This is a genomic window from uncultured Gilliamella sp., assembly GCA_945271295.1.
Taxonomy (GTDB): domain Bacteria; phylum Pseudomonadota; class Gammaproteobacteria; order Enterobacterales; family Orbaceae; genus Gilliamella.
Map to the genome: position 1 here is coordinate 238,605 of CALYPG010000001.1, position 25,688 is coordinate 264,292.

Below are 25,688 nucleotides of genomic sequence, written 5' to 3' on the forward strand. Positions count from 1 at the left end.
ATTATGATTTATAACGTGTGTTCTTATTTGTGATAAGTAAAACAATTAGAACTAATTAATTCATCAATGCAAATAATCAATCTAGTTAGTCTCTAAAGTAACGCCAACATTCACTTTTCGGCTTGGTTAAGCAATAAAATTACAGGTAAGTTAACCTAATTGATAATTTGGCTATATTGCTTGCACTATTTATGGCTAATTGTATAGTTCCTTGTAGTAGTTTAACTTGCATTGATTTTTATGAATAAGTAGCATGTTAGTGAGCATCCATTGTTAACGGGTAATTAATGTGATAAAAATAGCTCTTTTTTTATGATAAAAGGGTAATGACTCATACAAATGAGTCATTATGCGATTTTTATTTAGCTAGATTTTTACCTTTCTCAACATAACTCATATCACCAAAACTTTCGACAATAAACTTACCATCGTCTGTATAGCGGATTTTTGTTACACTAGCATTACCTAAAGGGCTGGTAATTGGTTTATCTAACATTTCTTGTACCATAGCCATAATTGCCATACCATGTGATACTACAAGAACATTGCCACCACCTTGAGCTTTGGCTGATTCAGCTATAGTTTTTAAAGAATTTTGCATACGTGTTTTTACCGTTTGGTAATCTTCGGCTTCGCCTGATTTTTCTACTGCGGCAATGGCATCCATCATTTTATCTAATGTTGCATTACCTTTGCCTAAATCAGCCATCAACTCTTTGGATGATGGGTAACCTAGATACTGAGCGGCTGGATCCCACATATTAGGATCAAGATCGCCTTCAAATAATCCAAAGCAGGTTTCACGTAATCCTTCCATTTCATTAATACTCATAGTGTCCCCTTTTGATTCCAGAACGATACGAGCAGTTTGTCTGGCGCGACCTGAATCACTGGAATAGACAGCAATAAAGTTAACATCTCTTAAACCTCGTCCTAGTTGCTGTGCAACTTCAATTCCTGGCTTGGTTAATGGTGTATCAGACCAACCTTGTGCTCGGTGAGTGGTATTGAACATGGTTTTACCATGCCGGGTTACATATAGGTAAACATCAGCAGCGATTGCTTGAGATATACCATAAATTAAAATAAATACTAGACTAGTTAATTTAATAAAATGTTTCATTTCTTCATCCTTTGGTTGTAACAAATTAAAGCGATAATCAATATTTAGTTATTTAGGTTTTACCTGTAAATTCAGTAACAATCCTATCAAAAGCCAGAGCTTAATTTAAAGATGCAATTTTTTTTAGAGCTAGTTCTCCACGACTAACGTATGCTTTACTGCCAATCTCATCGATATGATATTGGCCATTTTTATAAGTGATTTTTACTATTGTGGCATTACCTAATGGTTTATTTTTATTAATATCATCAGTTAAATCATCAATCATAATTTGCATCGACATCCCAGAAGAGATCACTAATACTGTTTTATCACCATGTTTAAGTGATTTTTGTACAATTGTATTGAGTGCATCACGGGTTCTTGATTTTACTTGTTGATAATTTTCAGCCATTTTTTTACTGTCAGCTTTGGCAATAGCATTGGTGAGATCTTTTACAGGGATTTTCCCTTGTTTATATGCATCAAAAAAGGTTGCCTTAGATGTGTATCCAAGGTATTTGATACTTGCGGTTACCATGTTGCTATTGGTTTGACCTTCAAATCCACCATAAAAGACTTCACGCAAACCGGTTAGTTCATTAAGTGAATAATTTTTAGTTTCCATTTGCGTGGTGATAACTTGCATAGTTTGCCTTTGACGTCCAGCATCACTGGTATAATATGCATCAAAATGAATATCTTTTAAGCCTTCACCTAAATATTTAGCTACTTTTATACCTTGTTCAGTTAACGGGGAATCTGCCCAACCTTGCACTAAATCGAAGGTGTTAAACAGTGTTTTACCGTGGCGAGCAAAATAGATAGTTAATGTGTCATTATCTGTTGTTTCTGACTGTGAAGCACAACCAGTTAATGCTGTAAATAGGATAAGTGATCCTATAGTTAATAACTTTTTTAGCTTCATTAAGCTGTTTCCTTTAAGTTATTTTTTCAAAGTCTGACCATCAGATTGAATAACAGATTGATACCAATAAAAGCTCTTTTTACGACTACGTTGTAAAGTCCCAGTTCCATCTTGGTTTAAATCAACATAAATAAAGCCATATCGTTTGGTGATCTCCGCTTTCGAGGCACTAATTAAGTCAATTGGTCCCCAACTAGTGTAACCCATTACCTCAACACCATCTTTAATGGCTTCATGTACTTGGACTAAATGATCGTTCATATATTCAATACGATAGTCATCATTGATAGAGCCATCTGCTGCAACTTTATCTTTAGCTCCTAAGCCATTTTCAACAATAAATAGAGGTTTTTGGAAACGTTCATAAAGTAGATTTAATAAATAACGGATACCAATTGGGTCTATTTGCCATCCCCATTCCGATGCTTTTAAATGTGGGTTAGGTACCATATCTAAAATATTGCCTTTTTTGCGCATGGAATCATCTTCAGTACCACAACAACTCATGTAATAACTAAATGAGATAAAATCTACAGTTTGTTTCAGATCTTGTTTATCTTGTTCAGTAATTTCAAGTTTGATGTTATTTTCTTTAAAATAACGTGTCATATAAGTAGGGTAATACCCTCTTGCTTGTACATCACCAAAAAATAGCCAACCATGGTTTTCATTATGTGTTGCCCAAACATCTTGCGGTTTTGGTGTTAATGGATAAGCGATTGCACCTAATAGCATATTGCCTATTTTGGCATCGGGGATCATTTGATGACATAATTTTACTGCTCGGCTGCTTGCTACAAGTTGATGGTGAATAGCTTGATAAATTTGTTCTTTGGTACTGTTTCTTGGCAACCCGACACCAGTAAAGGGTTCGTGTAATGACATATTAATTTCATTAAAGGTTAACCAATATTTAACTTTATCTTTATAACGAGCAAAAACGGTTTTCGCATAATTAGTGAAAAAATCAATCACTTTGCGATTACCCCAGCCACCATATTTTACTGTTAAATTATACGGCATTTCATAATGTGACAGAGTCACTAGTGGAGTGATATTGTGTTTTAACATTTCATCAAATAATTTATCATAAAATGCAAGTCCCTTTTCATTGGGTTGTTGTTCGTCACCATTAGGGAATATCCGAGTCCAAGCAATCGAAGTACGTAAGCAACGAAAACCCATTTCGGCAAACAGGGCAATATCTTCAGGGTAACGATGATAAAAATCTATAGCCTTATCTTTGATGCTGGTAATTGGTTTTTCGTTGCGGTTAATGATGTCGCCAAAAATGCCATTAGGCGTACAATCAGAGGTGGATAACCCTTTACCATCTTCTTGATAAGCACCTTCTACTTGATTGGCAGCAATAGCGCCACCCCATAAAAAATCTTTTGGAAATTGGATAGTCATTTTTTCTCCTTATTGCTTAGCTAATGCTAATAACGCTTGACCACATTGAATATCTTCTTGTTCGAAAATACACTGTACTTGTTGATAGTTATCACTATTGGTAATAATTATTGGCGTGGTAACTTCATAGCCTGCTTGTTTGATGGCCTCAATATCAAAACTGACTAATAAATCGCCTTTTTTTACTTTGTCTCCAGCTTCGATATGAGCTTCAAAATGTTGACCAGCGAGTTTAACCGTATCAATACCAATATGAATTAAAATTTCGGCGCCAGAATCAGTTAAAAATCCAATCGCATGTTTGGTTCTAAATAGCGAAACAACTTCGCCATCTTCAGGGGCAACGGCTTTACCAATTGTTGGGATAATGGCGATACCTTTGCCCATTAATTCACTGGCAAAAGTTTGATCATTAACTTGATTAAGTGGTATAACTTTGCCTTGCATTGGGCTTGAAACTGTTATAGTTTCAACTTCGTCAGCATTTGCTTGATTTTCAGTAGTTGATTCTGTTGAATTTGTTTTTTGGTTATCGGTTTGGGCTTGTTCTTTAGGTATACCAAAGAAATAAGTGACGATAGTAGCAATTAAAAATGATAACAAGGTACCAATTAGAGCCGCATAAAATCTTTCATCAACACCCTCAGTAGGTATGATTTGTAAGAAAGTAAAAATACTAATCAAACCAAAAGAATAAGTTACAGTGTGGAAATAACCGATGATAGCACCACCAATGGTTGCCGAGATGCAACCAATCACAAATGGTTTTTTTAATGGTAGATTTACCCCATAAATAGCCGGTTCGGTCACGCCAAAAATACCTGATAAAACCGATGAACTGGCTAATGTTTTGAGTTGCTTATCTTTAGTGCGAAGTCTAACTGCTAGTACTGCACCTACTTGAGCAAACACTGCAGGTAAGAGAATCGGTAACATAAAGTCTTCATGACTGACAGTTAAGTTATTCATTGCAAATGGTACTAATCCCCAATGGATACCGAAAATCACCATAACTTGCCAGAAAGCTGCCAGAATCATTGAGGCAATAACCGAGTTAAGTTGGTAAACATAGATAATTCCGTAGGCGATTATATCGCTTAAAAATGTCACAACTGGCCCAATCACAGCAAAAGTCAATGGTACAGTGATTAATAATCCGCATAAAGGGGCAATGAAGCGTTTAAAAGAATCATGCATTATTTGATTAAAACTTTTTTCTAATATTGAATAGAACCAGCTTGCTATGATAACAGGGAAAACAGATGACGCGTATGGAATGAGTTTAATTGGAACATCAAACAATTGAGTTGTGACCTGTAACGATTTTCCCATCATGCCAACTATATCTGGATGAACTAAGGCGGCTCCGATCATCATACCGACAAATGGATTACCACCAAATTTTTTAGTGGCACAAAAACCTAAAATAATCGGTAAATAATAAAATGGCGCATCGGCAATGGCCCAAAGGAAATTAAAGTTTGGCGTTTTATCTTGAATAACATTGGTAACCAGTAATAAAGAAATTATACCTTTCAAAATACCGGCAGGGACAATAACGACTAAAGTTGGAATAAATATACCGGAAATAAGATCAATAAGTTTTGATAAAATGTTGGTATTTTTAGGTGGTGCTTCAGCGGCATTTTGCTCGTTCAATTGCGTGAGTTCCATAATGTCGTTAAATACTTCGTTAACATGATTACCAATAACAACTTGGAATTGTCCACCACTTTGTACAACGGTAATAATTCCTACTTGTTTTTTTAAAGATTCCGCATCTGCCTTAAGGTTATCTTTAAGTACAAATCTTAATCTTGTGGCGCAATGTACTAAACTAGATATATTATCTTTACCACCAACATGCGTAATGATTGATTCGGCAAGTTCTTTATTTTTCATGAAAAAAATCCTAAGTTTAAGCCAAAAAAAAGACCTAAATCCCTTCTAGGTTAAGGGATTTAGGTCTTGCCTGTCTATTATTAACAGTAACAATCCAAATTTGCCGTTAGCTTATCACTAAATAAATTAAACAAGTAAGTGAAAATAGCATAAAAACATTAATTTTGTGATCTAGCTCTCATTTTTAAGTGTTTTTTCGATATGTTGTGATTCATTACGTAGTCGTTCAATATGCATGGTTAGATACATGCTCTCTTCATCACTAAGGGGATGTTGATATTGTTGAATTAAATGTAAGTCAATTTGCTTAGTACAATGATAAGATTGTGCATATTTTTGCCGAATTAATTCATATAATGAATCATCTTGTTTGCTTGGTTTTCCGGGATTTAATATACGTTGAGCAAAGAACTTTAAGTGAGTGACGAAACGTTGGTAAGATAGACTTTCTTCATCATATTCGAAATTAAAATGATATTTTACAATATTAAGAATTTCACGCATGATTTTCGTCATATTAACGATATTAGGCATGGTGTCATTAAGTTGGGCATTAATAATGTGGAAAGTAATGAATCCGGCTTCGTCTTCAGGTAATTCAACAGATAAACGTTCTTTTATAATTTTCAAGGCATACAAGCCAATTTGAAACTCTTTAGGATAGAACTTTTTAGTTTCCCACAAAAAATTATTTGGAATATCAAATCCTTGTTTATGCCGTTCTATCGCAAAATGGATATGATCAGTCAGAGATATATAGATACTATCTTGTAATTTTCCATCTAAAAATTGTTTAGCATGATTAATGATAATTTCTGAAGCAGTTAGGACATTAATTGGAATTTCAGAAAGTAACTCAGCAAATTTCGGTAGTGTTTCTTTATTGGATAATGAAAACTTTTTTTCGATGAGTTTTGGATCAATTAAATCACCTTCATGCTTTTTAAATCCTACTCCTCGGCCAGTCACAATTAATTCATTGCCTTTAGGGTCAAGGGTAACAACAACATTATTATTTAGTATTTTATGAACTTTCATGTGTGTTACTGTCTAAATTGAAGTATCGGTATTATGAATTGGCTATTAAAAATAGAAAGAGGGAAAGTAAAAAAGTGTGATGGATATCCCGTTTTTAGTAAAATTATATTGCTATTAATTGAAAAAAAGTAACAAAAAAACCCGATATTAAGGCCAATATCGGGTGGGTAAAATAATAAATTATTCTGCTAATAATTTATTCATAGTTTGTATAAATTTGCTTGGATCATTTAATGAGCCTTTTTCAGCAAGTAGTGCTTGATCGAGTAACAATTCAACCCAATCACTAAATGCGCTGTCGTCTTGCGTATCAGCAATACGTTTAACCAATTTATGATCTGGATTAATCTCAAAAGTATATTTGATTTCAGGTGCTTTTTGTCCAGCAGCAGCAAATAGTTTAGCCATTTGTGTCGACATTTCATCCGCTGCTGTAGTCACAATCGCTGGTGTATCAGTTAAGCGATGAGTTAATTTCACATCTTTGACTTTATCACCTAGAACCGTTTTCACTCTCTCAATAAATGGTTCAAGTTCTTTTTCTGTTTGTTTTTGTTCTTCGTTATTTTGATCTGCAAGTTTTTCAATGGATTCGTCAGATTTACTGATTGATTGGAACTGTTTACCAGCAAATTCAGTTAAGTTGCTCATCATCCATTCATCAATACGATCAGATAACAATAATACTTCAATACCTTTTTTACGGAATAGCTCAAGATGTGGACTATTTTTAGCTGCACCATAACTATCAGCAGTGATGTAATAGATCTTTTCCTGACCTTCTTGCATTCGACTAATATAATCGTCTAATGAAATAGTTTGTGCATCACTATCATTTTGTGTAGAACTAAAACGTAATAATTTAGCAATTGCTTCACGATTTGTGAAATCTTCGCCAGTTCCTTCTTTCAATACTAAGCCAAACTCAGTCCAGAACTGTTGATATTGTTCTTGATCATCTTTAGCCAGTTTTTCTAACATTTGTAATACACGTTTAGTACAAGCATTACGTAAGTTTTGGGTCACTTTATTATCTTGCAAGATTTCGCGCGAAACATTTAATGGTAGATCGTTTGAATCAATTAAGCCTTTTACAAATCGTAAATAATTAGGCATAAATTGCTCAGCATCATCCATAATAAATACACGTTGTACATATAGTTTTAATCCATGTTTATTATCACGGTTCCACATATCCCAAGGGGCTTTTGAGGGAATATAAAGTAAGCTAGTATATTCTTGTTTGCCTTCAACACGGTTGTGGCTCCAACTTAGTGGATCAGCAAAATCATGAGAGATATGTTTATAGAACTCTTTATATTCATCATCACTGATTTCAGCCTTGCTACGTGTCCAAAGTGCTTGAGCTTTATTGACTTTTTCCCATTTTACTTCATTACTTTCTTCATCAGTGGTTTGTACTTCAACCGGTAATGAAATATGATCAGAGTATTTACTGATGATAGAACGTAAGCGCCAATCATCTAAAAATTCTTTTTCTTCTTCTTTTAAATGTAATATTATTTCGGTTCCGCGAGTTTCTTTGGTGTCGTCAGAAATAGTATATTCCCCTTCACCTGCTGATTCCCACTTAACTGCTTCATCAGCTTTAGCCGTTGCAGCTCGAGTTCGGACCGTCACTTTATCAGCAACAATAAAGGCAGAGTAGAACCCAACCCCAAATTGGCCGATTAATTGGCTATCTTTAGCTTGATCACTACCGATAGATTCTAAAAACGCTTTAGTGCCTGATTTAGCTATGGTACCTAAATTTTCAATTACTTCATCTCGCGTCATACCAATTCCGTTATCCGAAATGGTTAAAGTCCCCGCTTCTTTATTAGCCGAAATTCTTACGCCCAATTCACCATCACCAGCATAAAGATCTGGATTTTCCAATGCTCGAAATCGGAGTTTGTCTGCTGCATCAGAAGCATTTGAAATTAGTTCTCTTAAAAAGATCTCTTTATTGGAATATAAAGAGTGAATCATTAAATGAAGGATTTGTTTAACTTCGGATTGGAATCCTCGAGTTTCAGTACCTTGTTTACTCATTGACTAATACCTCAAATATAATTAGCAAACTCAATTAACAAAAAGCAAAGAATCAAATGTTCATTTTTACCGAATAATAAATGTCGGTATTGCGTTTTTAGTTAATTGAAATTTTATAGCTTAATGGTTTGATTAATGGTTGTGTTGATATATGGGAATTAAAAAAATAATTTCAAGAGAAACAATCAATTTTATCGGTTAATCATTACCAAAAGAACAATACTTAAACAAAAAATTTGATTAAAAGAGTTAGTCTCTATCAATAATTTAATAAAAAAGCCTTGATATTATCAAGGCTAATTAACAAAAATAGGTAAAATAAAATATATGACTAGCTTTCAGGCATAAAACCATAAACAAGAATTAATATAACCGCAATAGGGATAATAAAACGAGTTAAGAAAGTCCATACGGTAAACCAAGTTGGACTTAAATTAAGCTCTTGTTTAATAAGTGTTTGTTTCATCATCCAACCACCAAATAAGATGGTGCCAAGACCAGTAACAGGTAGCATTATTTTACTGGTTAGATAATCTAATAAATCAAAAATGTTTTTATTGAATAGTTTGACATCAGCCCATTCATTAAACGCTAACAAACAAGCAATACCTAATGCCCAAATAATAACACTACTTACTATTGTTGCTGCTTTACGTCCTAGCGGTGTTTTTTCTTCCAATAGCTCGACAGTTGGTTCAAGTAATGAGATAGAAGAGGTTAGGGCTGCAAATGTTAAAAAGATAAAAAATAGTACGCCCAAAATGGTACCACCAGCCATATTACCAAAGGCAATTGGTAAGGTTACAAAAATAAGTCCAGGACCAGAACCTGGTTGTAAACCATTAGCAAATACGAGAGGGAAAATAGCCAAACCAGATAACATAGCGACTAAGACATCTAAAATTACCACAGTACGAGCGGTAGAGAGTAAGTTAACATCTTTGCCAAGATAAGAACCATAAGCCATCATGATACCCATGCCTAGTGATAAACTAAAGAAAGCATGGCCTAACGCTGCAAGTACGGCTGTTCCATTGATTGCAGACCAGTTAGGAGTGAATAAAAATTTAAATGATTCACCAAATGCAGGGCCACTTACATAAGCAGCATAGGCAACTAAAATTAATAATAAAATCCCTAAACCAGGCATCATGACTTTACAAGCACGTTCCAGACCAGCACCAACACCCATCGCCACAATAAATGCTGTTGCAGCCATAAATACGGTATGCCATGTTAATAGGTGGTTCACATTACCAAGGAAATCAGTAAAAATTTGTCCAGTTATTTCGCCATTAGCATTAAGGAAAACGCCTTTCCCTGCCAAGAAAATGTAATCTGTGGCCCAACCACCAATTACACTATAGAATGATAGAATTAAAAACGAACCAAGTACGCCGATAATACCAACCCAGCGCCAAGATCGAGAACGACCTTCTGAGGCAGCCACATCTTCCATGGTATGAATTGGATTTTTTTGACCACGTCGACCAATTAACCATTCCATCACTAGAATTGGTAAGCCAATAACAAACATAAAAATCAAATAAGTGAGAACAAATGCAGAGCCGCCCATTTCACCTGCCATATAGGGGAATTTCCAGATGTTACCCAACCCCACAGCAGAACCTGCCGCCGCAAGCATAAATCCCATGCGTGAGCTCCATTGTGAATGACTTTTTTTCATCGTACTTGTCGTCATGAATATTATCCCTTGAATCTTAATTGGTTAATTCTAGTTTAAATGTGTTTATTTATAAAACGAGATCTTTAATCATGCCATGAAATTATGCTAGAAACAAGCAATGTTTTTTGATATTGAATAACAATTAAATTGTTTTTTGCTATTAAGATAACATAATCAAATAAGTCAAAAATTTTATTAAGCATAACAGCTATCTGTTTTCATGAATAATAATTAGGACATTGATTGATAATAGTGATTGCATAGATTATATTTAAACAATTAGGTTAAAATCACTAGAGTAAATAAAGAGAATTTATGTCAAAAAATATTGACGTTAATGAAATAAACAAATTTTCACAACTTGCAAGCCAATGGTGGGATCCTAATGGTCAATGTAAACCATTACATATTATTAATCCCTTACGGGTTGATTATATTCAACAGCAATGTGGTTCATTACAGCATAAAGAAATATTAGATGTTGGTTGTGGTGGCGGTATATTATCCGAAAGTTTGGCTAAATTAGGTGCAAATGTTACCGGCATCGATCTTGCAGACCAATCATTAGCCGTTGCTAAACTTCATGCTGAGCAAAACAGCTTAACGATAACCTACAAAAAACAGACCGTTGAAGATCTTGCTAATCAAACTCCAGCACAATATGATGTAATAACCTGTATGGAATTATTAGAACATGTCCCAGATCCAGCCTCAATTATTAGTGCCTGTGTAAAACTACTTAAACCAAATGGAAAACTGTTTTTGTCTACTATAAATCGTAATCACAAAGCAAGGTTACTCCTGATTCTCGGTGCCGAATATATAGCAAAACTAGTACCTAAAGGCACACACGATTTTAATCGCTTTATTCGTCCTTCAGAATTAATGACGTGGGTTGAGCGGTCAGGATTAGAAGTAAAGGATGTGATTGGTATGGAATATCATTTACTTAGAAATAAGTTTAAGTTAAGTACTAATATAGATGTAAATTATATTTTGTTAGCACAAAAACACGAATTCAATTGTAAAAACGTGATCTAATTCTCATTTTAGATAAATTTTTGAATATTATTTTTAGATTTCTCTATAATCCCCGCGTTACCGATAACATGGAGCAATAATTTTAGTTTAAAAGTAAATCCAATATAACCAAAATGGTGAAGTAAGGATTAATGCTTTTGGCTATTTATGAACTTGTTTCAATACCTCTATTATCTCTTGTTACCGGAAACATTTATTGTTTTATTAAGAGGAATTATTTATGCCGTTAATTATAATCGCTATTGGTGTAGCGTTATTACTTATTTTGATGTTACCACTAAGAGTCAATGGATTTATTGCTTTGATTCTGGTGGCCCTAAGTGTTGGTGTAATGGAAGGTATGCCAGTGATGAACGTAGTTACATCAATAAAAAACGGAGTAGGTGGTACATTAGGTAGTTTAGCCTTAATCATGGGCTTTGGTGCCATGTTAGGTAAGCTGCTTGCTGATTGTGGTGGTGCACAGCGTATTGCAACTACACTCATTACCACATTTGGTGACAAAAAAATCCAATGGGCAGTTACTTTAACTGGTTTTATCGTAGGTTTTGCTCTTTTTTATGAAGTAGGCTTTGTTTTATTGCTACCATTAGTATTGACGATTGCCGCAACCTTACGTATTTCGCCTCTTTATATTGGTATTCCAATGGCTGCCGCTTTGTCGGTAACACATGGATTTTTACCTCCTCATCCTGGTCCAACAGCCATTGCTGAGATTTTCAAAGCTGATATGGGGCGAACTTTACTTTATGGCACTATTATTGGTATCCCAACGGTTATTTTAGCGGGACCAATGTTAGCTAAATTACCATTTATTCGTGCTATTAATCGTCCTATTGAAGATGGATTATATAATTCAAAAAAATTTACTGATGAACAAATGCCAAGCTTTGCTGTTAGTGTTTTCACGGCATTAATTCCTGTCATTTTAATGTCTATCCGTGCGGTATGTGAGATGACATTAGACAAAGGTCACCTGGTATTACCGTATGTTGAGTTTTTTGGCGATCCAGTAATTGCAACCCTGATTTCAGTACTCATTGCGGTATTTACTTTTGGTATTTGGCGAGGACGTTCAATGGCCGAAATTAATAGTACACTTGGTGATTCAATCAAAATTATTGCCATGATGTTATTAATTATTGGCGGAGGTGGCGCATTTAAACAAGTGTTAGTTGATAGTGGTGTTAAGGTATACATTGAAGAAATGATGCATGCATCAAATGTTTCACCAATTATTATGGCATGGTTAATTGCAGCATTATTGCGATTGGCATTAGGCTCAGCAACAGTTGCAGCATTAACTGCTGGTGGTATTGTATTTCCATTAATTGCCACAACCGGTGTAAGCCCTGAATTGATGGTAATTGCCACCGGCTCAGGCAGTGTGGTTTTTTCGCATGTTAACGATCCGGGATTCTGGTTATTTAAAGAGTATTTCAATTTGAGTATAACTGAAACCATGAAATCATGGTCATTACTAGAGACCATTATATCAGTTTGTGGATTGTTAGGTTGTTTGGTTATTAATATGTTTATTTAATAATTATATTTGCATATATACTTCATCGAATTTTTTCGATGAGGTATAAAATAAATGCTTAAATCCAGCAGACTATTATGTTTAAATCCATCATTAAAGGTCGAACTTAACAGGGTTGCAATAAATAAAAAATTAAATTTCACTGGTTTTTTACCTGATAAGTAGGTAAAATGTTTCGGCAATATTTTATCAACAATTCTACTCAATGGTGAATATTGTCATGTCTCGTATAGTTAAAGAAGCCCTCACATTTGACGATGTGTTACTAGTTCCAGCTCATTCCACTGTATTACCTAACTCTGCCGATATTAGTACACAACTTACCCAAACAATCAAATTAAACATTCCTATGCTGTCAGCAGCAATGGACACTGTAACCGAATCTGAGCTAGCTATTGCTCTGGCACAAGAAGGCGGTATTGGATTTATCCATAAAAATATGTCAATTGACAACCAAGCTTACCATGTAAAACGGGTCAAAAAACACGAAAGTGGCATCGTTCAAGATCCAGTCACCGTCCTGCCAACGGCAACTATTAGCGAAGTGATTAAACTGGCAAAAGAATATGGATTTGCTGGCTTCCCGGTAGTGACGCAATCGCAAGAATTAGTGGGTATTATTACTGCTCGCGATGTGCGCTTTGCGACAGATTTATCATTACCAGTAACAGCTGTAATGACTCCCAAAGAACGTTTAGTTACTGTCAGGGAAGGTGAACAACGTGACATTGTACTTAAAAAAATGCATGAACACCGAGTTGAAAAAGTGTTAGTGGTTGATTCCGGATTTCATCTAAAAGGCATGATCACTGTTAAAGATTACAACAAAGCTGAACAAAAACCTAATGCTTGTAAAGACGAACAAGGTCGTTTGCGGGTGGGAGCCGCTGTTGGTGCTGGTGCGGGTAATGAACAGCGTATAGCAGCGTTAGTTGAAGCCGGTGTAGATGTGTTATTAATTGATTCATCTCATGGTCATTCCGAAGGCGTATTACAACGTATTCGTCAAGCTAGACAACTGTATCCAGATTTGCAAATCATTGGTGGTAATATTGCCACAGCACAAGGGGCTAAAGCACTAATTGATGCCGGTGTAAGTGCCGTTAAAGTAGGCATTGGTCCTGGTTCAATTTGTACAACTCGTATTGTAACAGGTGTTGGTGTACCACAAATTAGTGCCATTATGGATGCGGTGGAAATGGCACAAAAATATAATATTCCTGTGATTGCAGATGGTGGTATTCGTTTTTCTGGGGATATTGCCAAAGCGATAGCTGCTGGCGCATCTAGCGTTATGGTTGGTTCAATGTTTGCTGGCACAGAAGAAGCACCAGGTGAAATTGAGCTATTCCAAGGTCGTGCTTATAAATCTTATCGTGGTATGGGATCATTGGGTGCCATGGCAAAAGGATCTTCCGATCGCTATTTCCAAACCGATAATGCTGCTGACAAATTAGTTCCAGAAGGGATAGAAGGGCGCATTGCCTATAAAGGGCTATTAAAAGAAATTGTTCACCAACAAATGGGTGGTTTACGCTCTTGCATGGGGCTTACTGGTTGTGCAACCATTGAAGAATTACGCACCAAATCGCAATTCTATCGCATTACTGGTGCTGGTATGAAAGAAAGCCATGTCCATGACGTACTCATCACCAAAGAACCACCTAACTATCGTGCTGGTTCTTAATTTAAATTATTAAATCGGCGGTGCCAGTTGCCTTAGCGATAATCGCTTATGACCGACAACACCAACACTATGCCAATCAATGCCAGCCAATGCGCTGGCATTTTTATGCTTGCCAAGATGTTTCAGGAAAGCTATACGTTTGCGTATGAAATACCACAATTCATCACACATATTTTTTAAATAGATAATAACTCAATCCTCCCATTAAAATAGTAATGGCATAGAGTTTTATTAAACTTGACCAAATAACGTTAAAGCTGACGTCCTTTAAATAAATCTGTTTGCTCAGTTCAATAAAGTGGCGCACCGGATTGAGTTCGGTTAGGTAGCGTAAGCATAATGGCATGTTTTCAATCGGGGCAATAAAACCTGACAGTAAAATGGCGGGCACCATAAAGGTGATAATACCAATAAATGCCTGTTGTTGGGTTGAACACAGTGACGAGATGAATAAGCCAAATCCCACTAACGATAAGCCATAACTCATCATGCACAGGTAGAACAATAAGCAACTACCTTGAAACGGAATTTGATAAATGTAGACACTGGCAATAAGTATGGCGCTACCTTGTAAGGTGGCAACGATTATTGCCGGCATGGCTTTGCCAATAAAAATTTGCCAAGTGGCTAATGGCGAAATGCGTAACTGGTCAAGCGTGCCTTGTTCACGCTCACGTGCCACGGATAATGAGGTGACAATCATCACACCAATGGTGGTGATGAGTGCCACTAATGATGGCAAAATAAAATATTTATAGTCCAAATTACTGTTAAAACGGTGGCGAACAATCAAACCATTATGGGTTTGCCCTGAGCGTTGTTGCTGATACTGCATGATGATTTGTTGAATATAATTGGCAGCAATTTGCGCGCTATTGGATTTGCGACCATCTAAAATAATCTGCAATTGTGGTGATTCGTCATTGAGTAATTTTCGGGCAAAATCATCCGGAAATTGCACTACCACTAGGGCTTTTTGATGATTAATGGTGTCACAAATGGCTGCTTGCGAATCTAACACCAGTACTTTAGAAAAACTGTTGGCATGTGATAGCCGATTAATCAGCTCGGTACTGGGTTCATCTATATTGGGGCGATACACTGCAATGGTGGCGTTGGTCACGTCCAAGGTGGCGGCAAAAGGGAAGATTATAATTTGCATTAACACCGGCATAATTAGAATAATTCGGGTTTGTTTATCTTGCCATAATAGGGCCAGTTCCTTTTTGATTAAGGTTATGATGCGGTAACAAGTGGCATTGTTGATGAAGTTTAGCATGGTGTGAGTCCTTGTGCCTTAATCTAATTGTAAGCGGGTTTTTTTGAGGATGGCGATAAATAACAGCAACATAAACATCAATAAAAAACCAACATTGACCACTAATACTGAAACAATATCTCCCGCTAAAAACAAGGTTTGCAAGATGTTTACATAATAACGGGCGGGGATAATATAGGTAAAAATCCGTATTACAGCTGGCATACTACTGATTTCAAAAATAAACCCAGAAAGCATGACTGTTGGTAAAAAAGCGACATTTAAGGCGATCATGGCGGCATTAAATTGATTGCGAGCAATGGTGGAAATGAGTAAACCCAAACCCAGAATCACAAATAAAAACAAGCTGCTTAACATAAATAATAGCGTGATCGAACCACGAAAAGGCACTGCTAAGATGAATACCGTTACCACAAAGCAGATAACTAACGCCACTAAACCCAATAAGTAGTAGGGGATTAATTTGGACACAATAAATTCGAGTTTAGTCATCGGGGTGGAAAGTAAGGCTTCCATAGTGCCACGTTCCCATTCGCGGGCAACCACTAGCGAGGTTAAGATAGCGCCAATAACCGTCATAATGATCGTTATCGCCCCAGGTAAAATGAAGTTTTTACTAATTGCCGCTGAGTTAAACCAAGCATGTGAAGTTATGGCAATAGTTGGCGCTGGAGTGGTGAGTTGATTTTGGTTTTGCTGTTGTAACCAAATTTGCCAAATACCGGACAAATAACCTTGCACAAAATTAGCGGTGTTGGGCTCGCTACCATCGGTGATCAGTTGAATATTGGCTTGTTGATTATGCATTTGCTGGGCAAAGTTCACCGGAATAATGACCATGCCACGAATATCACCACGACTTAATTTTGCTGACAAGCTATGGCGGTTATTATCAAAAATGGGTTCGATATAAGCGGAACCCTTTAATACTTGTACAAAGTCATGAGCCGCTTGGCTCGGTTGTTCGATTAACACTCCAAGGCGGACTTTGTTGGAATCCAAACTAATACCATAACCAAACAGGAACAGCAGTAATAAGGGGATAATCACCGCAATCAGCCAACTGCTAGGGTCACGGATGATTTGTTTGAGCTCTTTTTTACACAGGGTAAGCGTGCGCGGTAATGAAAATATCATCAAGTTACCTCCGGCTGTGAATCTAGGACTAACTTAACAAAGGTTTGCTCCATGGTGGCATTGGTTGCGACTTGTTGTTTTAGTTGATTTGGCGAACCTAGGGCAATCACTTTGCCGTGATTAATTAAGGCAATGCGATCACAATATTCGGCTTCATCCATAAAGTGGGTGGTGACCATTACGGTAACACCTTTGTCAACTAAGCTGTTTATGTGGATCCAAAATTCTCGCCGCGTAATTGGATCGACCCCAGAAGTGGGTTCATCGAGAAACACAATTTCTGGTTTATGCATTAGTGCACAGGCAAGGGCTAAGCGCTGTTTAAACCCTAATGGCAAGGATTCCGGAGTTTGTTCTAAAATTGGTGCAAAATTAAAAGCGGTTATCATCTCGTAGATACGTTCGGTTTGTTGATGCCCCATTAAGCCATAAATTCCGGAAAAGAAGCTCAAGTTTTGCTGCACGGTTAATTTGTCGTACAGTGAAAAACGCTGCGCCATGTAACCAATTCGTTGCCTAACTTGAGTAGCACTATGTTTGAGATCCAAGCCTAGTACCAGTGCTTGCCCATGACTAATTGGCAACAAACCGCACATCATTTTAAAGGTGGTCGATTTGCCAGCGCCATTAGGGCCAAGCAGACCAAAAATCTCACCGCGTTTAATGGCAAAATTAACATGATCGGTCGCAACAAACGCCCCAAAAGTGCGAGTCAGATCTTTGGCTTCAATCACTATATCACTAGCTGCACCAGTCACTTTAGGCATGATTTTAGTTAAGATTGACTGTTTACTTTCAATGCCACCAAGTAGATCGATAAAGGCATCTTCAAAGCGCCCTTGGGTGGCAGTGGTAGTAATAGTGGTAGTTGGCAATTTGGCGATCACTTGCTCAATGGTTTGCTCCGGTTTAAGAATCAAACGAATGTTATCGCCCTCAATCACACCATCACTAACTTGCGGTAATTTAAGTGCCGCTTGTAATAGTTGCCGATGGGGGTAAGTGGCTGCCAGCAAATACACCCGATTGGTTACTCGTTGGTTGAGTTGGTTTGGATCGCCTTGATAAATTAGTTGCCCCTGATTGAGGAGCAAAATATTTTGGCACTGTTCGGCCTCGTCAAGGTAAGAAGTACTCCAGATAATCAGCATACCTTGATTAGCCAGTTGGTGCGCCATTTGCCACAATTCTTGGCGGGAAATAGGATCAACGCCAACGCCGGGTTCATCTAGTAACAAGATTTGCGGCTCACCAAGTAAGGTACACGCCAAGCCTAATTTTTGTTTCATGCCACCAGATAACTTGCCGGCGAGGCGATCGGTAAAGCGACCCAAATCGGTAAATTTAAGTAACTTGGCAAACAATGGTTGCCGATCAGCAGCCCCGATACTACGCAAATCAGCAAATAAATTGAGATTTTCTAATACGGTGAGATCTTCATACAAACCGAATTTTTGCGGCATATAACCTAAAATGGCACGTAATTGTGATCTGTCTTGGGTAGGGCTTAATCCGGCTACAGTGATTTGCCCTTGCGTAGGCGAAAGTAAACCAGCTAGCATACGCAGTAAGGTGGTTTTACCGGCACCGTCAGGCCCAACTAAGCCAGTTACCCCTTGACTGGCAATGGTTATTGATAATGGTTGCAGGGCAACCATTGGTGGTTGCTTTTTGCGGGTAAATTGCTTAGTAACATTTTGTAACACAATTTGCTTAGCTGGGTGCATAAAATGACCGTCACTGAGTAAATTTAATGGTTACCGGCATGCCTTGCCGCAACAGATCATCGGCTTGACCGCTGCCGGTAGCATTAATCTGAATGCGTAAGCGATAGACCAGATCGGTGCGTAATACTGGTGTTTCAACGGTTTTAGGCGTAAATTCAGCGGTAGGCGACACAAAGCCAATTTTGCCAATATAGGCCTGATCGGGTCGGCCATCGGTATAAATATAAACTTCACGGCCGGCAATGGCTTGCGCTAAGTTGACTTCGTCAATATAAGCCCGTACCCAAACGGGTTGATCTAAGGATATGGCATAAACAGGCGTGCCAGCGGTTAACATGGTGCCCGGTTCCACTGCGCGGGTTAAAATGGTGCCATTGGACGGGGCATAAAGTTCAGTATCAGCCAAATTAAGCTCTGCTTGATCTAACTGCGCTTTAGCCGCAGCGACGGAGGCCTGGGCTGCTTCAATCTCTTCTTTGCGGTAACCATTAGTTAATTGGTCAAGTTTTTGTTTGGCCGTTTGTAAGTTTGCTTGGGCTTGGTTGCGTAAGGTTAAACTGTTATCAAGCTGATCTTTGGATATCGAGGCGGATTTAATTAATTTTGCCATACGCTGATAATTGCTTTCGGCATAATCATAAGTAGCTTGATATTGTAATACTTGTGCCGCGGCTTGGGCGACTTCTTCTTTACGGTAGCCGGTGGTGACTAAATCAAGCTGGGCTTGTTGCACCATTAAATTGGCCTTAGCTTGCGCCAAAGCAATTTGGTAAGGTTCGGCATCGAGTTTGGCTAGCAGATCGCCTTGTTTAATATGGTCGCCTTCTTCATTGGCTAAGTGCAGTAAGCGCCCGGTCACCCGAAAACTACTATTAACGGTGCGAATGTCGACATTACCATACAATACTAGTGGCGGAGTGCTTTTGCAAACCAGCCACACACCATACCCCAGTGCTGCAATTACCACTAATGCGATTATTATGCTGCGTTTTTTCTTCATTGGTTATTCTCGCTTAGATTATTGGGCAATGTGTTTTAATAGTTTGTGTAAAATAGTGCGTAATTGTTGGCGTTCTTCTGCCGTAATAACTTGCCAGGCAGCAACAATTTTTTTCTCGATTGGTGGCATTTGTTTTTGAAAAAAGTGACTGCCCTTATCAGTTAGGATCAACCAATGCGAACGGCGATCGTTAGGAACTTGTTTACGAGCAACTAAATCGTTAGCAACTAGAGCATCGACAAAGCGGGTGATTTGTACTCGGGAAAAGTTAGTCAGTTCACTAATTTGTGAAGGTTTAACCCCTTCAGGGTGGTGCCATTGAACCACTAAAAGCACGGCAAATAATTTGTCGTCCAGTTGGTGCTTTTTGTAGATTTCATTAAGATTTTCGAGTAAAGCCTCAGTGCTGAACTGTAATAAACGGGTTAAATAGATTTCATCGTATTTGGCAGAAAACCCTTTAGATTGAAATTTATGAATGATCTTTTCTACCGTAGTAATTTCAATAGCCATAATCAGCACCTTATAAAATAGTTTCATTTGTAACTATATCAAATGAAACTATTTTGGCAATTAAATTTTTTGCTTGATTTAAAGTAAGGTTATGTTTTGGATTTGCTGGCTCCTTATTTTTTTATGTAATATTGTTTGGTTCTAAGTCACTGTAACTGTTTATTAGTAATAACTTTTAGGGTAATGACTTATCCTAAAGAAAGGTGCAGTACCGTATACAAATTATGATTGGTAGTAATTGGCCTTTGTTTAAAGAAAGTAAAAGTAACATATTGCCATTTGTCTGGATTATAGATTACGACTTTTGCTAGCTCATCTGGATATTGCATATTTTTAAAACGAAAATCTTTTAATTGTGCTTGTTTAGGAATATTTGCTACCTGCTCCAAAACATATCGGCATTGCGAAAATGACTGACTGAGTTCAATTGTAGCTGCCAGTCCAATATTAATATTTTGCCAGCCAAACGAATCAATAATATTGTCAAAATAACCATCAAAGATAAATTTAGTCATTCCAGTAGTTTGTTGCCAAACATAAAGTGGGCAATAACTATTAGCTAAATTATCGTTACCTTTTTCTGAGATTAGATAGGCTTTAAATAATAAATCTGCAAAACCATCCATTTGGTAACCATGTTGTTTAACCCGATTTTTTATGATCTGCATATCATAATCGGCAGGTAAGTTAATTTTATATTGCATTGCTTGCATAAGGTGTTCCTCATTGATTAAGTTGATTTATTTTAGGCAGTTAATTGAGGTTTGAATAATTCTAATTTATGATTGGGATATCAAAAATAATGATAAGGAGCAATTGATAATGGATTTTAAAGGATTAAAAATTTTTAAAACGATTTATGAAGTTAAAAGTTTGAATAAAGCCGCCAACATTTTAGGGTATACGCAATCTAATGTGACGGCGCACTTAAAAAAAATGGAACAGGAATTGAAAACTACGCTGGTTATTCGTAGCTTTATTGGAATTAAACCAACAGAAGCAGGTGAGCAATTTTACATTTTTGCCAGTCAAACTTTAAATAAATTGGCTAAACTACAACAATCATTTAAATCTATGCGTCCAACTTTACTGATTTCTGAACTACTATTCCAATTTGTGGTTATTGAGAGTGCAAAATATACAATTGAAAGCACGGATATTACTATCAAAAAAACCTGTGAAATGAATAATATTATTAATCAACAGAGTTATGATGACGTAATCTGTTTTACACAACTTAATCATCCTGATTATTATTTGATGCAAACGCAATTGTTACCTGTCTCATTGTTACAAAGTCAATCAGTAACAACGCCGAAGCAATTGCCAATATTGATTAATCATGATGAAGATTGCCCTTTAAGAGCTTTAACTTTAAGATTATATGGTGATTTTGCTAACCTCATTACGGTTGATTCGCTAAGTATGTTATTAAATTTAGTAGAACAAAGTCAGGGCATTGCTTTATTACCGTTGTTTTTGGTGGGTAATAATTATAAAACGGTCGATGATAACCGTTATAACCTTGATTATTATCATTATCGACATAAAATCAGTTAGTTACTTAAACCAGTTTTAAAGTGACTTATTACTATGATTAGGACAATTTACTGTGATATTGGCGGCGATATTCGGTTGGCGTACGTTCGGTTTGTTTGCGAAAAACGCGACAAAAGTAATTGCTGTCTTTAAAACCAGAGGCGAGAGCGATCTCTTTCACATTTAAATCATAATTTTTCAGTAACGATTTAGCATATTCTAGGCGAATTTGATTTAAATATTCATTCAAACCTATATTACCTTCACGCTGGAACAGGTGCGATAAATAATTAGGGGAAATGTAGAACATATTGGCCAAAAAATCGCGAGTCACATCTTCCCGAAAATGGGTATCAATATACTGGCGAATGGCCTCAAATAGGCTGGTTGTTTTTGATGCGGTTTCAACTTTAACATTAAGTAAATCAAGGGTATTACTTAGTAAGCCTTGAATCAAAAAGTGTGCCGTTTGGCTTTGCTTAGCTGGTTGGTTTTGCCAAGTCAGTTCGGATATGGCTTGAATAATAAAAGTACCAATTCTAGGGCCGCGTCGTGGTGTATTGATTTGCCCATAAGGAATCAATTGCTTGCCATCCCAATGTAATAAGCTCAAACCAATTTGCTGCTTACCAAATAAGATACTTAATGTGGTCACCGGCTGTTGCCAGATAGGTTTATTCCAACTGTTAGCAACAATGTAAAGCATGTCGTTAGGATAAAACGTTTTGCTGATCTGTTCACCTTTATCGTTAGCCCATAACATTTCTTGCTCACCATATAAGATGATTTCCAGACGAGGAAAATTAACTTGATAAGCAAGCAACGGTGCTGTTGAGGAATTATTGGCAAAGTAGATATTATTAATATCTCGGCTATTATTGACAAATTGTTGAAGTGTTTGTTCAATTGATATTTCCATATTTTATTCTAGTGATTGCCAATTTTTGCTTCATTATATACATATAGTTACTTGCTGTCAGGAGCATAATCAGGCTTATTGGTTAAAGGGTAGGCTTTAAATTAGGATCAGATATTGCATTAGATTATCTAATCCACAATAATAGTTAGATTTAAAGTTCAATAAAAGGTTTTAGTGAATGACTAAATTAAACGTATTAGCTGTTAGTGCATGTATTAGTGGTGTTGCCCATACTTACATGGCTGCGGAACGTTTGGCAAAACTCGCTAAGCAAGAAAATTGGACCATAAAAATTGAAACGCAAGGGGCTTTAGGTATTGATAATGTGATCACGCCTGAGGATATCCAATCAGCAGATCTGATTATTATTATTAGTAATGTTAATATAAAAAATAGAGAGCGGTTTGACTGTGCAAGGTGTATTGCTATGGATATTAGTCGTTTTTTATTGGATAGTAGTGATCTGCTAAATATCGTCAAACGAGTTGCAAAAGCACCTTATGGCACTTGTGTTCAGCTTTGATATATTGATGGTAGAAACAGTTTAGCTATTATTCCGTCAGCAAGCTATACTGACGGAATTGAGATTGTTTAGACTGGAAAATGCTAAATTTCTAACTCTTTGATTAAAATATTTTCAATTTCCTGTGCACTCGTGCTGGTCGTTAATAAAGTACGGAATTGTTCATGCATAATGCGTCTAGCTAATTTTGAAAAGATGCGCATATGTTGATCGCCTGCAGTATGTTTATTTAAGGTCAACATGATTACAAAGTTTACCTCTTCCTCTCCCCAAATTATCGGCGTAGCTAACTTAGTGACACTAATTGTTGATTGTTCAATATGTTCTGATTTGGTATGAGGAATTGCAAAACCAAAGCCTAATGCTGTTGAAAATACATCTTCACGTAACCAAATATCTTCGGCTAATTTTTGGGGATAACGGCACCTTCCTGCAACTAATAGATTATCAGTCATACCTTTAATCACTTCTTCTTTACTTAACCAGTCAGGGGCAATGGTAATAGTTTGGGTAGTGATAAGGGGGATTTCTGCTTGTTCCATACGAAATTGTGCCAGTAAATGTTCCACTTCTAGCGAAGTTCGACAATCCATGGCTTTATTTAATAATAGCCGGCAATCTGAACGATTTAATTTTGCTAGACGGGCTTTAGTGGCAAGAATATTGGGCGAATTCATACTCAGTTCATCTAATCCTAAGCCAACAAGTAGCGGTAATACTGAACCTTTGCTAGCTAATTCACCGCATATTCCAACCCATTTACCATAGTGGTGAACGGTTTTTACTATATGGTCTAATCCGCGTAAAAATGCCGGATTTAAGCTATTATAGTGTTTAGTGACTTTGGCATTATCACGATCCACGGCTAATAAATATTGGGTTAAATCATTACTGCCAATACTGAAAAAATCAATCTCTTCACAACATTGGTCAATGATGAACATTACCGAAGGAACTTCTAACATAATACCGAGAGGAATTTTTTCATCAAAGGGGATTTTTTGATTACGTAGTGATTGTTTGATGTTGGCTAACTCTTCTTTGATCCATAATATTTCTTCCATTGAAGATATCATTGGGATCATAATTTTTAATTTGCCATGCGCTGAGGCTTTTAAAATTGCCCGTAATTGGGTTCTAAATAAGGTTAAATATTCTTGATAAATACGTACCGCTCGGTAACCTAAAAATGGATTATTTTCACTCGGAATATTCAGGTAATTTACTGGTTTGTCTCCGCCAATATCAAATGTTCTTATAATAATTGTTCGTTGCTTCGCAACTTCAATTGCTTGGCAAAAGGTATTATATAGTTCATCTTCTGATGGTTCATTATGGCGATCCATATACAGCATTTCGGTACGAAATAATCCAATTGATTCGGCGCCACTATTAAATGCAGCTTGAGCTTCGATTGAGTGAGCAATATTGGCGGCAATCTCAACTTTAGTGCCATCAGCAGTTGTGCCTGCAACATCAATAAAGACTTTTTGTTTTTCAGCTAATTTAGCGTTCAAATTAGATTCTAATTGATAATAACGCATCACTTGAGGTGATAGATTATAAGCGATAAATCCTAAATCACCATCAATTTGAACTTGCTTATCCATATGGTTTTTTAATATTTCAATATCCACACCAACCAAAGTTGGAATATTGAATGATCGGGCTAATATCACAGTATGTGAAGTGGTGCCACCTTGTACTAACAAAAGTCCTTTGAGGTATTTTTTATCTAATTCTAAAAATTGACTTGGCGTTAGTTCTTCAGCGATGCAAATGGTTGGGGCGGTGAGTTTTTGGTGAGCAGAAAATTGATTTTCACCATAAATTTGTTGTAGTAGTTGAAAACAGACGTCACGGATATCTAATACTCGTTCTTTTAAATACTCACTACCGGAATTAATCAGTTGATCACTAAAGAATTTTGCGGTGTTGATAATTGCCGCACCAGCCGTTAAATTGGAGCTGAGGTTTAGTTCGATTAGTTCATAAAATGAGGGATCTTCTAAAATTGCTTGATGAGCAGATAAAATATCTTTTGAGGTTTCAGCTGCACACTCAATTTGTAACGCAATGACTTTGGTTAATTTTGTTAGTGCATTTTTGACCTTGTTTTGTTCTTTCTCGATTGATTCAGCTGCCGGGAAGTCACCAATTTTATTAAGATCTATATTAGCAACTTGTTTCAAAACTCCAGTTGCAACCCCACCGCAAACCGCTTTTGCTCGGATAATGTGTGGATTTAAATTACTCAGTGAGCGTGGTAAGGGGGTAATTTCATCATCAGTAGTGGATGTTAATGCTTCATCACAAAATGGAAATTCATTTTCAATAAAAGTGCTCAATCGTTGATAGGCTTGCTCTTCATCTATTCCATCAATTAATAAATGACAGTTATCATTAAGTAAGGTATTGGAACTAATTAATGACAGAACACTTTTAGCATCTGCTGTTACGTTAGTACGTAGATTATGCCACTCAATTGCACTGACGAATTGTTTACAGATTTTTTCAATATTGCTAGCCGGGCGCGCATGTATACCATTTGGTAACACACAGGCAAAGGTAATTTTTTTCACCATATCTATTCTCCTAATTAATTACGGCTAATTAATTACAGTGCTCCTAATTGCACGAATCAAATTAATAATT

General features: G+C 36.8%; 21 protein-coding genes. 5 read left to right on the forward strand and 16 right to left on the reverse strand.

Going from position 1 to position 25,688, the window contains the following annotated elements; genetic code table 11:
* Positions 1–358: 358 nt before the first annotated feature.
* The 7 genes from Q0K76_RS01135 to Q0K76_RS01165 form a co-directional block, all read right to left on the reverse strand.
* The gene (locus Q0K76_RS01135) at positions 359–1,123 is read right to left on the reverse strand and encodes a histidine phosphatase family protein (protein ID WP_294609960.1); all 765 of its coding nucleotides are present in this window, start codon (positions 1,121–1,123) and stop codon (positions 359–361) included.
* Between the two features lie 100 nt (positions 1,124–1,223).
* Entirely contained in the window at positions 1,224–2,030 is an 807-nt protein-coding gene (locus tag Q0K76_RS01140) for a histidine phosphatase family protein (protein WP_294609963.1), read from the reverse strand.
* An 18-nt stretch (positions 2,031–2,048) separates the two neighbouring features.
* Positions 2,049–3,443, reverse strand: coding sequence for a 6-phospho-beta-glucosidase (gene ascB / locus Q0K76_RS01145; protein WP_294609966.1), 1,395 nt, complete (start codon positions 3,441–3,443; stop codon positions 2,049–2,051).
* A gap of 9 nt (positions 3,444–3,452) precedes the next feature.
* Positions 3,453–5,345 carry a beta-glucoside-specific PTS transporter subunit IIABC gene (locus tag Q0K76_RS01150; protein WP_294609969.1) on the reverse strand — a complete coding sequence of 631 codons (1,893 nt, stop codon included), beginning with the start codon at positions 5,343–5,345 and terminating at the stop codon, positions 3,453–3,455.
* Positions 5,346–5,516: 171 nt separating this feature from the next.
* A complete protein-coding gene (gene licT / locus Q0K76_RS01155; RefSeq protein WP_294609972.1) occupies positions 5,517–6,383 on the reverse strand; it encodes a BglG family transcription antiterminator LicT in 867 nt (288 codons plus the stop codon).
* Between the two features lie 180 nt (positions 6,384–6,563).
* Positions 6,564–8,438 (reverse strand): molecular chaperone HtpG, encoded by a 1,875-nt coding sequence (htpG, locus tag Q0K76_RS01160; RefSeq protein WP_294609975.1) that lies wholly within the window; start codon positions 8,436–8,438, stop codon positions 6,564–6,566.
* A 331-nt stretch (positions 8,439–8,769) separates the two neighbouring features.
* Positions 8,770–10,140, reverse strand: coding sequence for a sodium-dependent transporter (locus Q0K76_RS01165; RefSeq protein ID WP_294609978.1), 1,371 nt, complete (start codon positions 10,138–10,140; stop codon positions 8,770–8,772).
* 300 nt (positions 10,141–10,440) lie between these two features.
* Between Q0K76_RS01165 and ubiG the strand changes: the two genes are divergently transcribed.
* The 3 genes from ubiG to guaB all read left to right on the forward strand — a co-directional run bounded on the left by ubiG (position 10,441) and on the right by guaB (position 14,396).
* Positions 10,441–11,166, forward strand: a complete 726-nt coding sequence (gene ubiG, locus Q0K76_RS01170; RefSeq protein WP_294609981.1) for a bifunctional 2-polyprenyl-6-hydroxyphenol methylase/3-demethylubiquinol 3-O-methyltransferase UbiG — start codon at positions 10,441–10,443, stop codon at positions 11,164–11,166.
* 220 nt (positions 11,167–11,386) lie between these two features.
* Complete coding sequence (gntT, locus tag Q0K76_RS01175; protein WP_294609985.1) at positions 11,387–12,709, forward strand: gluconate transporter; 1,323 nt, start codon at positions 11,387–11,389, stop codon at positions 12,707–12,709.
* 220 nt (positions 12,710–12,929) lie between these two features.
* Positions 12,930–14,396 carry an IMP dehydrogenase gene (guaB, locus tag Q0K76_RS01180; RefSeq protein WP_294609987.1) on the forward strand — a complete coding sequence of 489 codons (1,467 nt, stop codon included), beginning with the start codon at positions 12,930–12,932 and terminating at the stop codon, positions 14,394–14,396.
* Positions 14,397–14,405: 9 nt separating this feature from the next.
* On the opposite strand, the gene Q0K76_RS01185 is transcribed toward guaB, so the two are convergent.
* From Q0K76_RS01185 to Q0K76_RS01215, 7 genes are all read right to left on the reverse strand, one after another.
* Positions 14,406–14,555 carry a hypothetical protein gene (locus tag Q0K76_RS01185; RefSeq protein ID WP_294609989.1) on the reverse strand — a complete coding sequence of 50 codons (150 nt, stop codon included), beginning with the start codon at positions 14,553–14,555 and terminating at the stop codon, positions 14,406–14,408.
* 4 nt (positions 14,556–14,559) lie between these two features.
* Positions 14,560–15,675: an ABC transporter permease gene (locus tag Q0K76_RS01190; RefSeq protein ID WP_294609992.1), complete on the reverse strand. Its 1,116-nt coding sequence runs from the start codon at positions 15,673–15,675 to the stop codon at positions 14,560–14,562.
* 18 nt (positions 15,676–15,693) lie between these two features.
* Complete coding sequence (locus Q0K76_RS01195; RefSeq protein ID WP_294609995.1) at positions 15,694–16,812, reverse strand: ABC transporter permease; 1,119 nt, start codon at positions 16,810–16,812, stop codon at positions 15,694–15,696.
* On the reverse strand, positions 16,812–18,539 hold the full coding sequence (locus Q0K76_RS01200; protein ID WP_294609999.1) for an ATP-binding cassette domain-containing protein: 1,728 nt from the start codon (positions 18,537–18,539) through the stop codon (positions 16,812–16,814). The genes Q0K76_RS01195 and Q0K76_RS01200 overlap by 1 nt, the downstream gene beginning before the upstream one ends.
* Positions 18,540–18,549: 10 nt before the next feature.
* On the reverse strand, positions 18,550–19,539 hold the full coding sequence (gene hlyD / locus Q0K76_RS01205) for a secretion protein HlyD (RefSeq protein ID WP_294610002.1): 990 nt from the start codon (positions 19,537–19,539) through the stop codon (positions 18,550–18,552).
* Positions 19,540–19,557: 18 nt separating this feature from the next.
* A complete protein-coding gene (locus tag Q0K76_RS01210; protein WP_294610005.1) occupies positions 19,558–20,052 on the reverse strand; it encodes a MarR family transcriptional regulator in 495 nt (164 codons plus the stop codon).
* Positions 20,053–20,240: 188 nt separating this feature from the next.
* Complete coding sequence (locus Q0K76_RS01215) at positions 20,241–20,765, reverse strand: DUF4865 family protein (RefSeq protein WP_065556836.1); 525 nt, start codon at positions 20,763–20,765, stop codon at positions 20,241–20,243.
* 109 nt (positions 20,766–20,874) lie between these two features.
* On the opposite strand from Q0K76_RS01215, the gene Q0K76_RS01220 reads away from it, so the two are divergent.
* Positions 20,875–21,612: a LysR family transcriptional regulator gene (locus Q0K76_RS01220; RefSeq protein ID WP_294610012.1), complete on the forward strand. Its 738-nt coding sequence runs from the start codon at positions 20,875–20,877 to the stop codon at positions 21,610–21,612.
* A 37-nt stretch (positions 21,613–21,649) separates the two neighbouring features.
* On the opposite strand, the gene Q0K76_RS01225 is transcribed toward Q0K76_RS01220, so the two are convergent.
* On the reverse strand, positions 21,650–22,510 hold the full coding sequence (locus tag Q0K76_RS01225; protein ID WP_294610015.1) for an AraC family transcriptional regulator: 861 nt from the start codon (positions 22,508–22,510) through the stop codon (positions 21,650–21,652).
* Between the two features lie 178 nt (positions 22,511–22,688).
* Here Q0K76_RS01225 and Q0K76_RS01230 point away from each other — a divergent pair, with 178 nt between their 5' ends.
* Complete coding sequence (locus Q0K76_RS01230; protein WP_294610018.1) at positions 22,689–23,033, forward strand: fructose PTS transporter subunit IIB; 345 nt, start codon at positions 22,689–22,691, stop codon at positions 23,031–23,033.
* An 83-nt stretch (positions 23,034–23,116) separates the two neighbouring features.
* On the opposite strand, the gene ptsP is transcribed toward Q0K76_RS01230, so the two are convergent.
* The gene (ptsP, locus tag Q0K76_RS01235) at positions 23,117–25,618 is read right to left on the reverse strand and encodes a phosphoenolpyruvate--protein phosphotransferase (RefSeq protein WP_294610019.1); all 2,502 of its coding nucleotides are present in this window, start codon (positions 25,616–25,618) and stop codon (positions 23,117–23,119) included.
* Positions 25,619–25,688: the final 70 nt, after the last annotated feature.